The organism is Pseudomonas sp. FP1742 (assembly GCF_030687145.1).
Taxonomy (GTDB): Bacteria; Pseudomonadota; Gammaproteobacteria; order Pseudomonadales; family Pseudomonadaceae; genus Aquipseudomonas; species Aquipseudomonas frederiksbergensis_D.
On record NZ_CP117460.1, the window covers coordinates 5334377 to 5350166 of the forward strand.

Here is a 15790-nt window from a genome sequence, read left to right on the forward strand (position 1 = left end):
CAAAAAGACCGACACACATATTTACGGCATACCTGTTGGATATCGGAAGCTTGTCGCAAAACTTGATAGCGAGTGCCTGGAAGAGTCTTTTCCGGTAGCATTCCCCTGAGTTTGACCCGCCTGGAATCCCCTCATGTCCGACCGCCTGACCCTGCTGCGTCCCGACGACTGGCACATTCATCTTCGCGATGGTGCCGTGTTGACCAATACCGTCGCGGATGTCGCGCGCACCTTTGGTCGCGCCATCATCATGCCCAACCTGGTACCTCCGGTGCGCAACGCTGCTGAAGCCAATGGCTATCGCCAGCGGATTCTCGCCGCACGTCCGGCCGGCAGCCGTTTCGAACCGCTGATGGTTCTGTACCTGACCGACCGCACCCAGCCCGAAGAAATTCGTGAGGCCAAGGCCAGCGGTTTCATTCACGCCGCCAAGCTGTACCCGGCCGGCGCGACCACCAACTCGGACTCTGGCGTCACCAGCATCGACAAGATTTTCCCTGCACTGGAGGCCATGGCCGAAGTCGGGATGCCCCTGTTGGTTCACGGCGAAGTCACCCGCGGCGATGTCGACGTGTTCGATCGCGAAAAAATCTTCATCGATGAGCACATGCGTCGGGTGGTCGAGCGTTTCCCGACCCTCAAAGTGGTGTTCGAACACATCACCACCGCCGACGCCGTGCAGTTCGTCAACGCGGCTTCGGCCAACGTTGGCGCGACCATCACCGCGCATCACCTGCTGTACAACCGCAACCACATGCTGGTGGGCGGGATTCGGCCGCACTTCTATTGCCTGCCGATCCTCAAACGCAATACCCACCAGGAAGCCCTGCTCGACGCCGCCACCAGTGGCAGCGACAAGTTCTTCCTCGGCACCGACTCGGCACCCCATGCCCAGCACGCCAAAGAAGCGGCTTGCGGCTGTGCCGGTTGCTACACCGCTTATGCCGCGATCGAGATGTATGCCGAGGCCTTCGAACAGCGCAATGCGCTGGACAAGCTCGAAGCCTTTGCCAGCCTCAATGGCCCGCGTTTCTATGGCCTGCCGGCGAACACCGATCGCATCACCCTGGTCCGCGACGAGTGGACCGCCCCAACCAGCCTGCCATTTGGCGAGTTGACCGTAATCCCGCTGCGCGCCGGTGAAAAACTGCGCTGGCGCCTGCTGGAGGAACACGCGTGAGTGAAGACCATTTCGATGACGAACAGGACGGTCATGGCGGCGGAGGCGGTTCCCGTCATCCAATGGCAGCCAGGTTCCGGGGCTACCTGCCGGTTGTCGTCGATGTAGAAACCGGTGGCTTCAACTCGGCCACCGATGCTCTGCTGGAAATCGCCGCCACGGTGATCGGCATGGATGAAAAAGGCTTTGTGTACCCAGAGCACACCTACTTCTTCCGGGTCGAGCCTTTCGAAGGCGCGAACATCGAAGCGGCCGCCCTGGAGTTCACCGGGATCAAGCTCGATCACCCGCTGCGCATGGCGGTGAGCGAAGAAGCGGCCCTGAACGATATCTTCCGCGGTGTGCGCAAGGCCCTGAAGGCCAACGGTTGCAAACGGGCAATTCTGGTCGGACACAACAGCAGCTTCGACCTGGGCTTCCTCAACGCGGCTGTCGCGCGCCTGGACATGAAACGCAACCCGTTTCACCCGTTCTCCAGCTTCGACACCGCGACCCTCGCCGGCCTGGCCTACGGTCAAACCGTACTGGCCAAGGCCTGTCAGGCAGCGGACATCGACTTCGACGGTCGCGAGGCTCATTCGGCTCGTTACGACACCGAGAAAACCGCTGAGCTGTTCTGCGGCATCGTCAATCGCTGGAAACAAATGGGCGGCTGGGAAGACTACAACGACTGATACCAGTCGCCGGTTTATCCCGCCCATAAAAAAACCGGCCTCAGTGAGGCCGGTTTTTTATTGCCAAACGCCGGGCTTACAGTGCAGCAGCGTTCTCGGTCAGGTAAGCGGCAACGCCTTCTGGCGAAGCGTTCATGCCCTTGTCGCCTTTTTTCCAGTTGGCAGGGCAAACTTCGCCGTGCTCTTCGTGGAATTGCAGAGCGTCGACCAGACGGATCAGCTCTTCCATGTTACGGCCCAGTGGCAGGTCGTTGACGATCTGCGAACGGACAACGCCTTTGTCGTCGATCAGGAACGCGCCACGGAAAGCCACGCCACCTTCGGACTCAACGTCGTAGGCCTTGGCGATTTCGTGCTTCAGGTCGGCAGCCATGGTGTAACGAACCTGGCCGATACCGCCATTGTTCACCGGGGTGTTGCGCCATGCATTGTGGGTGAAGTGCGAGTCGATCGAAACGGCGACCACTTCAACGTTGCGCGCCTTGAAGTCAGCCATGCGGTTGTCCAGAGCGATCAGCTCGGACGGGCAAACGAAGGTGAAGTCCAGTGGGTAGAAGAACACCAGGCCGTATTTGCCTTTGATGGCCGAAGACAGGGTGTAGCTGTCTACGATTTCGCCATTGCCGAGTACGGCCGGTACGGTGAAGTCAGGGGCTTGTTTGCCTACGAGTACGCTCATTGGATATCTCCTGGTGTAATAACGTTGAAGAACAGGGTTCATGCCAGCCTGCCACTCTCAGGCGACAGCCCTGTGACATGAACCTCCTTCGCAAAAGGCCGACCATCATACACCGCGTTTTTCGCCTGTCCTTAGTGGTTTTTTCTGGTGCAAAAACGCCACTACCCTGGATGGCCGATGAAAGGTATGGGAGAAGGCCGTTCGTCAGTCATACATCCTTATTGCGAAAAGCCTTCAGAAACCACTTTGACAATCATTCTCGTTAACATTAAGATCCATCGCAATTGAGTCACAACCAGCGACGGTTCTCACTTATGTATGTCTGCCTCTGCACTGGCGTCACCGACGGTCAAATCCGCGATGCAATCTATGAAGGTTGCTGCAGCTATCGGGAAGTACGTCAGGCCACCGGCGTTGCCAGCCAATGCGGCAAATGCGCTTGCCTGGCCAAGGAAGTGGTCCGCGAAACCCTGGGCAAAGTGCAATCGGCTCAGGCGGCGATCCCCTACCCTGTAGAATTTACAGCTGCATAACTACCCTATTTAAAAGAACCGGACTCGATGTCCGGTTTTTTTATGTCTGAAAATCAATCGCTTAAGGCGTAGACGCGGAACACAAACATTCTTATTCCGATTAATTTTCATTTAAGTTTCAATTACTTAGGTTTGACACTCGTAATTACGCAGCTCAAACTCCGCCTCATAGACAGCTAATACAGGGCAGGACCCCATCATGAAAGGCGACGTTACAGTCATCCAGCATCTCAACAAGATCCTTGCCAATGAACTGATCGCGATCAATCAATACTTTTTGCATGCTCGCATGTATGAAGATTGGGGCCTGAACAAGCTCGGCAAGCACGAGTACCACGAATCCATCGACGAGATGAAGCACGCCGACAAGCTGATCAAGCGGATCCTGTTCCTTGAAGGCCTGCCGAACGTCCAGGACCTGGGCAAGCTGCACATCGGCGAGCACACCAAGGAAATGCTTGAGTGCGACTTGAAGATCGAGCGCGACGGCCATGCCGACCTGAAAGTGGCTATCGCCCATTGCGAAACCGTTGGCGACTTCGGTAGCCGTGAACTGCTCGAAGACATCCTTGAATCCGAAGAAGAACATATCGACTGGCTGGAAACCCAGCTGGGCCTGATCGATAAAGTCGGTCTTGAGAACTATCTGCAATCGCAGATGGGCGAAGAATAAACTCGAGACAATAAAAAGCCCCGCGCTCTTTTACAGAGGCGGGGCTTTTTAATGACCGGACTTCAGACTCACCCTGGGAAAAATGTGAGAGCGGGCTTGCTCGCGACAGCGATAGGTCAGTCAACTTGTCTGTTGAATGTTGTACCGCTTTCGCAGGCAAGCCCGCTCCCACACACAGCGAATCAGGCTTCGGTCTTGGCAGCGGCGGCTTTGGCGGCGGCGTCTTTGATCAGTGCCTGCAACGAACCGTCGGCAGACATTTCAGTCATGATGTCGCTACCACCAACCAGCTCACCGGCGACCCACAGTTGCGGGAAGGTTGGCCAGTTGGCGTACTTTGGCAGGTTGGCGCGGATTTCCGGGTTCTGCAGGATATCCACATAGGCAAACTTTTCACCACAGGCCATCACAGCCTGGGCGGCTTTCGCGGAGAACCCACACTGCGGGGCATTCGGCGAGCCTTTCATGTAAAGCAGAATGGTGTTGTTGGCAATCTGCTCTTTAATCGTTTCGATGATATCCATGGAGCACCTCGGCTGAACTTTCCGACTCAGTGGTCGGCACGGTGGCGCATTGTAACGGAAACCCGAGCGCCATGCTCGGCCTCCCGCCCAGACATGTTCAAGCCGCCGCCACGGTCACCGGCACGCCGTTCAACGCCGCATTGCCCGACAACTCATCGAGCTGACATTCGTCAGTCAGGTCATTGGCGCTGGAGCCTGGCTGGCCACTGGCAATCGTCATCTGCACGCCCGGTCGCGCATGGCCCCAACCGTGAGGCAGGCTGACCACGCCTTTCATCATATCCAGGCTGGCCACCACTTCAACCTCGATCGCCCCCACCCGTGAACTGACACGCACCCGCTGCCCATCGCTGAGCCCGCGGCTGGCCAGGTCGTCCGGGTGCATCAGCAGTTGGTGGCGCGGCTTGCCCTTCACCAACCGGTGATAGTTATGCATCCATGAATTATTGCTACGCACATGGCGGCGACCGATCATCAGCAACTCATCGGCGGCCGGTGCCTGTAGCGCAGCAAAACGCGCCAGATCGGCGAGGATCTCGACAGGTGCTGCCTGGACTCGCTGGTTAGCGGTCTTAAGCCGTGGCGCCAGATTGGGTTTGAGCGCCCCAAGATCGATGCCATGAGGGTGATCGAACAAAGTCGCCAGCGACAGCTTGTACTCTGAAGCATCGCCATACAGGCCCATTCGCAGCCCCCGGTCGATCATCTGCGCCGGCGCGATGGTCGGTTTCAGCTCTTTGCCGGTCTTCGCCGCAAAGGCTTTGGCCAACCCCACGAAGATCTCCCAGTCATGCAACGCGCCCTGCGGCTTGGCAAGGATCGCCCGATTGAAACGGGTAACGTTGCGCACCGCGAACATGTTGAAGGTGGTGTCGTAATGATCGTTTTCCAGCGCTGAAGTCGACGGCAGGATCAGGTCGGCATAACGCGTGGTTTCATTGATGTACAGGTCGACGCTGACCATGAACTCCAGTCCGTCCAGCGCCTGCTCCAATTGTCGGCCATTGGGCGTGGACAGCACCGGGTTGCCAGCCACCGTAATCAATGCGCGAACCTGCCCTTCGCCTTCGGTGAGCATCTCTTCGGCCAGCGCCGACACCGGCAACTCGCCGCCGTATTCAGGACGCCCGGACACACGGCTTTGCCACAGATTGAAATGGCCGCCCGAAGTAGACGCCACCAGGTCCACCGCCGGCTCGGTGCACAACGCACCGCCCACCCGATCGAGGTTGCCGGTCACCAGATTGATCAGTTGCACCAGCCAATGGCACAAGGTGCCGAAGGCTTGGGTCGAGACGCCCATGCGGCCGTAGCAGACCGCTGTCGGTGCTGCCGCGAAGTCCCGCGCCAGCTGGCGGATCTGCCCGGCCGGCACCGCGCACAGCGGGCTCATGGCCTCGGCGGTGAAACCTGCGATCGCTTCACGCACCTCATCCAGACCATCGACCGGCAAATGGCTGTCGCGGGTCAGGCCTTCAGCGAACAAGGTATTGAGCATCCCGAATAACAGCGCCGCATCGCCACCGGGGCGCACGAACAGATGCTGATCGGCAATCGCCGCCGTTTCGCTGCGACGCGGATCGACCACCACCACTTTGCCGCCCCGGGCCTGAATCGCCTTGAGGCGCTTCTCTACATCCGGCACGGTCATGATGCTGCCGTTGGAGGCCAGCGGGTTGCCGCCCAGGATCAGCATGAAATCGGTGTGATCGATGTCCGGGATCGGCAACAGCAAGCCGTGGCCGTACATCAAATGACTGGTCAGGTGATGGGGCAATTGATCGACCGACGTCGCGGAAAACCGGTTACGGGTTTTCAACAGACCAAGGAAGTAATTGCTGTGAGTCATCAGCCCGTAGTTATGCACGCTGGGATTGCCCTGATAGACCGCCACCGCATTCTGCCCGTGACGCGCCTGAATCGCCGCCAGACGCTCGGCTATAAGGTTGAAGGCATCTTCCCACTCGATAGGCTGCCACTCGCTACCCACTCGCTGCATCGGCTGATGCAGGCGATCCGGATCGTTCTGAATGTCTTGCAGGGCAACCGCTTTGGGGCAGATATGCCCACGACTGAAGGAGTCCTGAGGATCACCCTTGATCGAAGTGATCTGCACGCCGCTGCCTTCGACTTCAGTGGTTTCGATGGTCAGGCCGCAGATGGCTTCGCACAGGTGGCACGCGCGGTGATGGAGAGTCTTGGTCATGGCCAGTCTCTGTTTTGTTCTGGGCGGGCAATGTCGGCCGCGGGAACAAAACTATGGCGCGTGACTCGCCACCGCGCCAGCGACGTTCGTCTTGTGAATCGACGACCATCAGGCCAGCCGATGACAGCAAGGGGGTCAGCTCGGCGGCAGGCTCGGCGGTGCCTGCAGCTGGATCTCCTGGATGGTTTCGATCTGTTCGTGGGCGACATGCACGCCGGTGAGCTCGCCGATCAGCCGCCAATGCTCGTCGAGCCCGGCGCTGATGGTGGCCATGCGGTCGATCATGCGTTTGCCAGCCGCCTTCGTGATTTCATCTTCACTGCGCAACAACTCGAAAGACATTGAGGTCATGGAAGCAGTGAGGTGGGTCAGAGAGCGTGCCGTAAGGCCGAGTAGCTCCATTAACAATTGTTCTTTCGATTCCATTCCAGAGTCTTCCTGCGTCGGCGTGAGGGCCTGTCATCCAGTCTTTCCCAAGACCGCATCGGGGCTGGGTCTAGTTATAACCCAGCACTTTGCATTAGCAAATGTTTCGGACCAGACACATTGCCCGCCAAAGCCTCGCATGACAGGTCAAAAACCGACCGTCGCCAGGTCGCCCGCGCCCCGCCTGATTGCCAAGCCCGGCGGGGCCAGTGTACAAATGGTCAGCTGCAGTCAGGACACAGGCTTCAAAAGCGCTACCGCGATCACCCCGTAGCCCCTCTGAAATCCCCTAAACACCGTAGCCTATTGGAAAAACGCGACATTTAATGTCAATATCGCGCCTCCCCCTATTTCGTCGCCCCGTGCGGCTTACGCCGCAGGTCTCGCCCGTTTTTCAGTTAAACAAGGCTTTGAGTATCTGCGGTCTGTTGCAAAAAGGTAGTCAATGATGAGCGCAAGGCACTTTCTCTCCCTGATGGATTGCACGCCCGAAGAGCTGGTCAGCGTGATCCGTCGAGGCGTTGAGCTCAAGGACCTGCGTAACCGCGGCGTACTGTTCGAGCCTTTGAAGAATCGCGTCCTGGGAATGATTTTCGAGAAGTCCTCGACCCGTACCCGTATTTCGTTCGAGGCCGGCATGATCCAGCTTGGGGGCCAGGCGATCTTCCTGTCGCCACGCGATACTCAGCTGGGCCGTGGCGAACCGATCGGCGACGCCGCCATTGTCATGTCGAGCATGCTCGATGCAGTGATGATCCGTACGTTTTCGCACAGTACCCTGACCGAATTCGCCGCCAATTCGCGAGTCCCGCTGATCAACGGCCTGTCCGATGATCTGCACCCGTGCCAGTTGCTGGCCGACATGCAAACCTTCCTCGAACATCGCGGTTCGATCCAAGGCAAGACCGTGGCCTGGATCGGCGACGGCAACAACATGTGCAACAGCTATATAGAAGCGGCGATCCAGTTCGACTTCCAGCTGCGCATCGCCTGCCCGGAGGGTTACGAACCCAACCCTGAATTCGTGGCCAAGGCCGGCGATCGGGTAAGCATCGTCCGCGATCCGCAGGAAGCCGTGCGCGGCGCGCATCTGGTGAGCACCGATGTCTGGACCTCCATGGGCCAGGAAGAGGAAACCGCCAAGCGCCTGAAGCTGTTCGCACCGTTCCAGGTCAACCGGGCGCTGCTCGATCTGGCCGCGCCGGACGTATTGTTCATGCATTGCCTGCCGGCCCACCGTGGCGAGGAAATCAGCCTCGACCTGCTCGACGACCCGCGCTCGGTAGCCTGGGATCAAGCCGAAAACCGTCTGCATGCACAAAAGGCCTTGCTCGAATTTCTCGTCCCAGCTTCGTACCACCACGCATGAGCCCGCCATTACTGCTGAACCTGCGCAATCTGGCCTGTGGTTATCAAAACCAGCGGGTTGTGCAGAACCTCAACCTGCATTTGAATGCCGGCGATATCGGTTGCCTGCTGGGATCTTCGGGCTGCGGCAAAACCACCACCCTGCGGGCGATTGCCGGTTTCGAACCGGTGCACGAAGGTGAAATCCAGCTGGCGGGCGAGACCATCTCCAGCGCCGGTTTCACCCTCGCCCCGGAGAAACGCCGGATCGGCATGGTGTTCCAGGATTACGCACTGTTTCCGCATTTGAGCGTGGCCGAGAACATCGCGTTCGGGATCCGCAAGCACCCGCAAAAGGAACGCGTCACCGAAGAGTTGCTCGAACTGGTCAACCTGAAAAATCTTGGCAAGCGCTTTCCCCATGAGCTGTCCGGTGGTCAGCAGCAGCGTGTCGCACTGGCCCGCGCCCTGGCACCGGAACCGCAACTGCTATTGCTCGACGAGCCCTTCTCCAACCTCGACGGCGAATTGCGACGCAAGCTCAGTCATGAGGTACGTGACATTCTCAAGGCTCGCGGCACCAGTGCGATTCTGGTGACCCACGATCAGGAAGAAGCCTTCGCGGTCAGCGACCATGTAGGCGTTTTCAAGGAAGGTCGCCTGGAGCAGTGGGACACGCCCTACAACCTCTACCACGAACCGCTGACGCCCTATGTGGCCAGTTTCATTGGCCAGGGCTACTTCATTCGCGGTCAGTTGAGCAGCCCGGAGTCGGTGCAGACCGAGCTGGGTGAACTGCGCGGCAATCGCGCCTACACCTGGCCGACTGGAGGCGCCGTGGACGTATTGCTGCGTCCGGACGATATCGTCTATGCGCCAAACAGCCCATTGAAGGCGCGGATTATCGGCAAGAGCTTCCAGGGTGCTTCAACCTTGTACCGCCTGCAGTTGCCCACGGGCGCACAGCTGGAGTCGATCTTTCCGAGCCATGCCGATCATCTGGTCGGTACTGAAGTCGGCATCCGGGTCGCCGCGGAACACCTGGTGCTGTTCCAGGCTCCCGGCAGCACGGCAGCGCAGATTTCCACCGTCGAATCCGGCGTTCGCCGCTACAGCCCCGCTAGCTGAACCCTGATTCCGCAGGAGCGAGGCTTGCCCCTCAGGCACGACTGATATCAGCGAACTTCGCCTGGGTGTGCTCAGCCAATACCGCGGGCGCCAGTTCGACCTCCAGGCCACGTCGCCCCGCACTGACGAAGATGCTGGCAAAAGGCTGAGCCGAATGGTCGATGAAAGTGCGCAAGCGCTTCTTCTGCCCGAGCGGGCTGATGCCGCCCAACAGATACCCCGTCGAACGCTGTGCGGCGGCAGGATCGGCCATTTCGACTTTTTTCACGCCAGCGGCCTGTGCCAGCGCCTTCAAGTCCAGACTTCCGACGACCGGCACCACCGCCACCAATAATTCCCCCTTCTCGCTCGCCGCCAGCAACGTCTTGAACACCTGCGCGGGGTCCAGACCCAGTTTTTCCGCGGCCTCCAGACCGTAGGACGCTGCCTTCGGGTCATGTTCGTAACTGTGCACGCGATGTTCGGCACGAACTTTTTTCAACAAATCCAATGCGGGGGTCATGACAGCTCCAGGCTTGGCGACAGAAGAAAAAATACTGCGCAGGATTCTAGGTCATCGATCGACAAAAGGCTCTATTGCGGCGCTATTTCAAAGGCCTTACCCGGTTTTCCGCGATGCGCCCGGGCTCTTCCTGCCGGATGAATGACGCGATCATTCACAGGACTAATAGTTTAAATATGACCGACAGTTCACTTTCGACCTTTGACAGCAGTGTTTCTTGTCTATATTTTTTCGAATGTGAATACTGTACGAATGTCTCACCGCAGCACCCGGCAGTAAGCCGAGCACAGGATGGGGATCCTGCCTCGGTGAAAATCGCGCTTTGACCTTGATGAAAAAGCGCCAGACAACAACAAAAACGAGGTTTTCAATGACAACTGCTTTACAACAACCGTCGCTCTCGAGCCAATGCATGGCTGAGTTTCTGGGTACTGCACTGCTTATTTTTTTCGGCACGGGTTGCGTTGCCGCGCTCAAGGTTGCGGGTGCCAGCTTCGGGCTGTGGGAAATCAGCATCATCTGGGGGGTTGGCGTCAGTATGGCGATCTACCTCACCGCCGGCGTTTCCGGCGCTCACCTCAACCCGGCCGTGAGCATCGCACTGAGCATTTTCGCTGACTTCGAAAAGCGCAAACTGCCTTTCTATATCTTCTCCCAGGTGGCCGGCGCGTTCTGCGGAGCCTTGTTGGTTTACACGCTATACAGCAACCTGCTCTTCGATTTCGAACAAACTCACCAAATGGTTCGTGGCACTGAAGCCAGCCTTGAATTGGCCTCGGTGTTCTCCACCTTCCCGAACCCTGCCCTGTCCACCGCCCAGGCCTTTTTGGTTGAGGTGATCATTACCGCCATCCTGATGGGCGTGATCATGTCGCTGACCGACGACAACAATGGCCTGCCAAAAGGGCCATTGGCACCGTTGCTGATCGGCCTGCTGATTGCCGTGATCGGCAGCTCGATGGGCCCGCTGACCGGTTTCGCGATGAACCCGGCCCGGGACTTCGGTCCTAAACTAATGACTTTCTTCGCGGGCTGGGGTGAAATTTCCTTCACTGGCGGGCGCGATATCCCGTACTTCCTGATTCCGGTTTTTGCACCGATTGTCGGTGCCTGTCTCGGTGCTGCAGCTTATCGCGGGTTGATTGCCCGTCATCTGCCCGGCGCCATACCTGCTACAAAGGACGCAACACCGGCCATTGACGGCAAACCAAGAACTTCTTGAAACCGTTGGCGCGTGATCCTGCCCATTTGGTCTCGCGCCTGACTTCACTTCCTTATTTCATCCAAGGCAATCGACATGACCGACATTCAGAATAAGAACTACATCATTGCCCTCGATCAGGGTACGACCAGCTCCCGCGCGATCATTTTCGACCGCGACGCGAACGTGGTTTGCACCGCCCAGCGTGAATTCGCACAGCATTACCCGCAAGCCGGTTGGGTCGAACACGACCCGATGGAAATCTTCGCCACCCAAAGCGCCGTGATGGTCGAGGCCCTGGCGCAAGCCGGCCTGCATCACGATCAGGTCGCGGCCATCGGCATCACCAACCAGCGCGAAACCACCGTGGTCTGGGACAAGACCACCGGCCGCCCGATCTACAACGCGATCGTCTGGCAGTGCCGCCGCAGCACCGAAATCTGCCAGCAGCTCAAGCGCGATGGCCACGAGCAATACATCAGCGATACCACCGGCCTGGTCACCGACCCGTACTTCTCCGGCACCAAGCTCAAGTGGATCCTCGACAACGTCGAAGGCAGCCGTGAGCGGGCGCGCAAGGGTGAACTGCTGTTCGGCACCATCGACAGCTGGCTGATCTGGAAATTTACCGGCGGCAAGGTGCACGTCACCGACTACACCAACGCCTCGCGCACCATGCTCTTCAACATCCACACGCTGGAGTGGGACGCGAAGATGCTGGACGTCCTCGACATCCCGCGCGAGATGTTGCCGGAAGTTAAGTCCTCGTCCGAAATCTACGGCCACACCAAAAGTGGCATCGCCATTGGCGGTATCGCCGGCGACCAGCAGGCCGCCCTGTTCGGCCAGATGTGCGTCGAGCCAGGCCAGGCGAAAAACACCTACGGCACCGGTTGCTTCCTGCTGATGAACACCGGCGACAAAGCGGTGAAGTCCAAGCACGGCATGCTGACCACCATCGCTTGCGGCCCGCGCGGCGAAGTGGCCTATGCGCTGGAAGGCGCGGTGTTCAATGGTGGCTCCACCGTGCAGTGGCTGCGTGACGAGTTGAAAATCATCAACGACGCCCACGACACCGAATACTTCGCCAACAAGGTCAAGGACAGCAACGGCGTGTACCTGGTGCCAGCCTTCACCGGCCTGGGCGCTCCGTACTGGGACCCGTATGCCCGTGGCGCGCTGTTCGGCCTGACCCGCGGTGTACGCGTGGATCACATCATTCGTGCGGCGCTTGAGTCGATTGCCTACCAGACCCGCGATGTTCTGGACGCCATGCAGCAGGACTCCGGCGAGCGCCTGAAGGCCCTGCGCGTGGACGGCGGCGCAGTGGCGAACAACTTCCTGATGCAGTTCCAGGCCGACATTCTCGGCACTCAGGTCGAGCGTCCGAAAATGCGCGAAACCACAGCGCTGGGCGCCGCTTACCTGGCGGGCTTGGCCTGCGGTTTCTGGGGCAGCCTGGACGAGTTGCGCGGCAAGGCGGTGATCGAGCGCGAGTTCGAACCGGCGCTGGACGAAACCGCGAAGGAAAAACTCTACGCCGGCTGGAAAAAAGCCGTCAGCCGCACTCGCGATTGGGAACCGCACGAAGGCGCTGAATAAGCCACGGGCCGGACTCGTATCCGGTTGTAACTGGTAGGGAGCGGATTCCTGCGGCATCATGGGCAAATTTTGCACGGCAGCCCAAAGGAAGCCCCATGAATCTGCCTCCCCGTCAGCAGCAAATCCTCGAACTGGTCCGCGAACGCGGCTATGTCAGCATCGAGGAAATGGCCCAGCTGTTCGTCGTTACACCGCAAACCATCCGCCGCGATATCAATCAACTGGCGGAAGTGAATCTGTTGCGTCGCTATCATGGCGGCGCCGCCTACGACTCCAGTGTCGAAAACACCGCCTACGCCATGCGCGCCGATCAGATGCGCGATGAAAAGCAGCGTATCGGCGAAGCCATTGCGGCGCAGATTCCCGATCATGCCTCGCTGTTCATCAATATCGGCACCACCACCGAATCCATCGCTCGGGCGCTGCTCAACCACAGCCACCTGAAGATCATCACCAATAACCTGCATGTGGCCTCGATGCTCAGCGCCAAGGACGACTTCGACGTGCTGCTGACCGGTGGCAACGTGCGGCGTGACGGTGGCGTGGTCGGTCAGGCCAGCGTCGACTTCATCAACCAGTTCAAGGTCGACTTCGCCCTGGTCGGCATCAGCGGCATCGACGAAGACGGCAGCCTGCTGGACTTCGATTACCAGGAAGTGCGGGTGTCCCAGGCGATCATCGCCAACGCCCGACAAGTGATTCTCGCGGCCGACTCCAGCAAATTCGGGCGCAACGCGATGATTCGCCTGGGCCCGATCAGCCTGGTCGATTGCCTGGTCACCGACCAGCAGCCTTCCCCGGCCCTGGCGCAGTTGTTGAGCCAGCACAAGATTCGGCTGGAAGTCGTTTAACCCTCCCCCAACATTTTCGTCGTCTGTACCGACGCCATCGCGGGCAAGCCCGCTCCCACAGGGTCTGCACATAACCTGTGGGAGCGGGCTTGCCCGCGATGACGGTCGTCCTCGCCATACACCTTTTGCGGCCTACCGCGCATCTGAATGTTCGGAAATTTTCCTTTAACGCCCCTTCGATCAGTATTTTCAATCGAAGCTCACTGGCTGTGGGCGTCTTTATGGGCTAATATTTTCGCAAATGAACATTAATGTTCGAATTCAAATATAGAAATTCAAAAAACCGAGGCCAGCCGATGCCCACTTCCACCTTGCCTACGCCCCCTCTCGCCGAGGTTTACGATATCGCCGTCATCGGTGGTGGAATCAATGGCGTGGGGATCGCAGCGGATGCCGCCGGTCGCGGCCTTTCGGTGTTCCTGTGCGAAAAGGACGACCTGGCCAGCCACACTTCGTCGGCCAGCAGTAAACTGATCCACGGCGGCCTGCGCTACCTGGAACATTACGAATTCCGCCTGGTGCGCGAAGCCCTGGCCGAGCGCGAAGTGTTGCTGGCCAAGGCGCCGCACATCGTCAAGCAGATGCGCTTCGTGCTGCCCCACCGCCCGCACCTGCGCCCGGCCTGGATGATCCGCGCCGGCCTGTTCCTTTATGACCACCTCGGCAAACGGGAAAAGCTCGAAGGTTCGAAAAGCCTGAAGTTCGGCCCGGACAACCCGCTCAAAAGCGAAATAACCAAAGGCTTCGAATACTCCGATTGCTGGGTCGATGACGCGCGTCTCGTCGTGCTGAACGCCATGGCTGCCCGCGAGAAAGGCGCGCACGTCCATACGCAAACCCGCTGCGTCAACGCCCGTCGCACCAAGGGCCTGTGGCACCTGCACCTGGAACGCGCCGACGGCAGCCTGTTTTCGATCCGCGCCAAGGCACTGGTGAACGCAGCCGGCCCATGGGTCGCCCAGTTCATCCGTGACGACCTGAAGATGGAATCGCCCTATGGCATCCGCCTGATCCAGGGCAGCCACCTGATCGTGCCGAAACTGTATGAAGGCGAACACGCGCACATTCTGCAAAACGAAGATCAGCGCATCGTTTTCACCATTCCGTACCTGAACCACTTCACCCTGATCGGTACCACCGACCGCGAATACACTGGCGACCCGGCGAAAGTTGCGATCACTGAAGGCGAAACCGATTACCTGCTCAAAGTGGTCAACGCTCACTTCAAGAAGCAAATCAGCCGCGACGACATCCTGCACAGCTATTCCGGTGTTCGTCCGCTGTGCAACGACGAATCCGACAATCCGTCAGCCGTCACCCGCGACTACACCCTGGCGTTGTCGGGCGGTGCCGAAGAAGCGCCGTTGCTGTCGGTGTTCGGCGGCAAACTGACAACGTACCGCAAGCTGGCCGAATCGGCGTTGGCGCAGCTGACCCCGTACTTCTCGTACATCAAGCCAAGCTGGACCGCCAGTGCCCCCCTGCCCGGCGGCGAAGACATGACGACCCCGCAGGCGTTGAGTTCGCGGATCCGCGACAAGTACGACTGGGTGCCTGCCGAAATCGCCCGTCGCTGGTCCACCACCTACGGCAGCCGCACCTGGCGCATGCTCGAAGGCGTGGAAAGCCTCGCTGACCTGGGCGAACACATCGGCGGCGGCCTCTACACCCGCGAAGTCGATTACCTGTGCAGCGAAGAATGGGCAACCACCGCCGACGACATCCTCTGGCGTCGCAGCAAGCTTGGGCTGTTCACCACTGCGGCGGAGCAGCAAAAGCTCAAGGATTACCTGAACAAGGTCGTACAGAACCGCAGCAAAATCGAAGCAGCCTGATCGGCAATCCGATTGAACCCAAAAGCCCCTGAATCTCACGATTCAGGGGCTTTTTTGTATTCCGAACACCCTTTGATCCCTGTGGGAGCCGGGCTTGCCCGTGAAGAGCCAGCACAGCCAATATTAATGTCGCTGACATACCGCCATCGCGGGCAAGCCCGGCTCCCACAAGGTTATGCATGAGCCCATGCATTCGGTTTTCCGAACGCGACTTGCCGGTCGATTCGGTAAACCGGATCGAGCAGCCGCAAATTCAACGCCATAAATAGTTGCCATCCCTTAAAAATCAATAACTTGCTCCATACCACCAAGCCTGGCACGAGTCATGCTCTACACTCCCGGACGAATGTTTGTTGCGCTCCCCCTTCAAGAGCCGTCAGGCATTCGAAGCACAGCAAAGGCCGATGAACTGGCTCCATAAAAAAAACA

General features: G+C 58.9%; 15 protein-coding genes. 10 read left to right on the forward strand and 5 right to left on the reverse strand.

Translation table 11 applies throughout. The annotated features are described in order from the left end of the window. Window positions 1-133: 133 nt before the first annotated feature. Both pyrC and rnt read left to right on the forward strand, forming a co-directional pair. Window positions 134-1180, forward strand: coding sequence for a dihydroorotase (gene pyrC, locus PSH64_RS24170; RefSeq protein ID WP_105345080.1), 1047 nt, complete (start codon window positions 134-136; stop codon window positions 1178-1180). Further along, window positions 1177-1854 (forward strand): ribonuclease T, encoded by a 678-nt coding sequence (gene rnt, locus PSH64_RS24175; RefSeq protein ID WP_105345078.1) that lies wholly within the window; start codon window positions 1177-1179, stop codon window positions 1852-1854. Before pyrC ends, rnt begins: the two co-directional genes overlap by 4 nt. A 76-nt stretch (window positions 1855-1930) precedes the next feature. Here rnt and PSH64_RS24180 read toward each other — a convergent pair whose 3' ends face one another. Then, window positions 1931-2533 carry a peroxiredoxin gene (locus PSH64_RS24180; RefSeq protein WP_105345076.1) on the reverse strand — a complete coding sequence of 201 codons (603 nt, stop codon included), beginning with the start codon at window positions 2531-2533 and terminating at the stop codon, window positions 1931-1933. Between the two features lie 314 nt (window positions 2534-2847). On the opposite strand from PSH64_RS24180, the gene PSH64_RS24185 reads away from it, so the two are divergent. Together PSH64_RS24185 and bfr are read left to right on the forward strand one after the other, a co-directional pair. Continuing rightward, a complete protein-coding gene (locus PSH64_RS24185; RefSeq protein ID WP_105345073.1) occupies window positions 2848-3066 on the forward strand; it encodes a bacterioferritin-associated ferredoxin in 219 nt (72 codons plus the stop codon). Between the two features lie 199 nt (window positions 3067-3265). Beyond that, window positions 3266-3739 carry a bacterioferritin gene (gene bfr, locus PSH64_RS24190; RefSeq protein ID WP_105345071.1) on the forward strand — a complete coding sequence of 158 codons (474 nt, stop codon included), beginning with the start codon at window positions 3266-3268 and terminating at the stop codon, window positions 3737-3739. A 182-nt stretch (window positions 3740-3921) separates the two neighbouring features. Here the strand turns inward: bfr and grxD are convergent, their stop codons facing one another. The 3 genes from grxD to PSH64_RS24205 form a co-directional block, all read right to left on the reverse strand. Continuing rightward, on the reverse strand, window positions 3922-4263 hold the full coding sequence (grxD, locus tag PSH64_RS24195) for a Grx4 family monothiol glutaredoxin (RefSeq protein ID WP_007938922.1): 342 nt from the start codon (window positions 4261-4263) through the stop codon (window positions 3922-3924). 97 nt (window positions 4264-4360) lie between these two features. Continuing rightward, the gene (locus PSH64_RS24200) at window positions 4361-6469 is read right to left on the reverse strand and encodes a molybdopterin oxidoreductase family protein (protein ID WP_305478921.1); all 2109 of its coding nucleotides are present in this window, start codon (window positions 6467-6469) and stop codon (window positions 4361-4363) included. A 135-nt stretch (window positions 6470-6604) separates the two neighbouring features. Then, window positions 6605-6895 (reverse strand): hypothetical protein, encoded by a 291-nt coding sequence (locus tag PSH64_RS24205; RefSeq protein WP_105345065.1) that lies wholly within the window; start codon window positions 6893-6895, stop codon window positions 6605-6607. 448 nt (window positions 6896-7343) lie between these two features. On the opposite strand from PSH64_RS24205, the gene argF reads away from it, so the two are divergent. Together argF and PSH64_RS24215 are read left to right on the forward strand one after the other, a co-directional pair. Next, entirely contained in the window at window positions 7344-8264 is a 921-nt protein-coding gene (gene argF / locus PSH64_RS24210; RefSeq protein WP_105345062.1) for an ornithine carbamoyltransferase, read from the forward strand. Beyond that, a complete protein-coding gene (locus PSH64_RS24215) occupies window positions 8261-9370 on the forward strand; it encodes an ABC transporter ATP-binding protein (RefSeq protein ID WP_105345060.1) in 1110 nt (369 codons plus the stop codon). The genes argF and PSH64_RS24215 overlap by 4 nt, the downstream gene beginning before the upstream one ends. A gap of 31 nt (window positions 9371-9401) precedes the next feature. Here PSH64_RS24215 and ybaK read toward each other — a convergent pair whose 3' ends face one another. Beyond that, on the reverse strand, window positions 9402-9872 hold the full coding sequence (ybaK, locus tag PSH64_RS24220) for a Cys-tRNA(Pro) deacylase (RefSeq protein ID WP_305478922.1): 471 nt from the start codon (window positions 9870-9872) through the stop codon (window positions 9402-9404). A 370-nt stretch (window positions 9873-10242) separates the two neighbouring features. Here ybaK and PSH64_RS24225 point away from each other — a divergent pair, with 370 nt between their 5' ends. The 4 genes from PSH64_RS24225 to glpD all read left to right on the forward strand — a co-directional run bounded on the left by PSH64_RS24225 (window position 10243) and on the right by glpD (window position 15361). Beyond that, a complete protein-coding gene (locus PSH64_RS24225; RefSeq protein ID WP_305481203.1) occupies window positions 10243-11094 on the forward strand; it encodes an MIP/aquaporin family protein in 852 nt (283 codons plus the stop codon). Between the two features lie 75 nt (window positions 11095-11169). Continuing rightward, window positions 11170-12675 carry a glycerol kinase GlpK gene (gene glpK / locus PSH64_RS24230; protein WP_105345054.1) on the forward strand — a complete coding sequence of 502 codons (1506 nt, stop codon included), beginning with the start codon at window positions 11170-11172 and terminating at the stop codon, window positions 12673-12675. Window positions 12676-12770: 95 nt separating this feature from the next. Next, entirely contained in the window at window positions 12771-13526 is a 756-nt protein-coding gene (locus tag PSH64_RS24235; protein ID WP_105345052.1) for a DeoR/GlpR family transcriptional regulator, read from the forward strand. Between the two features lie 296 nt (window positions 13527-13822). Then, a complete protein-coding gene (gene glpD, locus PSH64_RS24240; protein ID WP_105345266.1) occupies window positions 13823-15361 on the forward strand; it encodes a glycerol-3-phosphate dehydrogenase in 1539 nt (512 codons plus the stop codon). Window positions 15362-15790 lie beyond the last annotated feature (429 nt).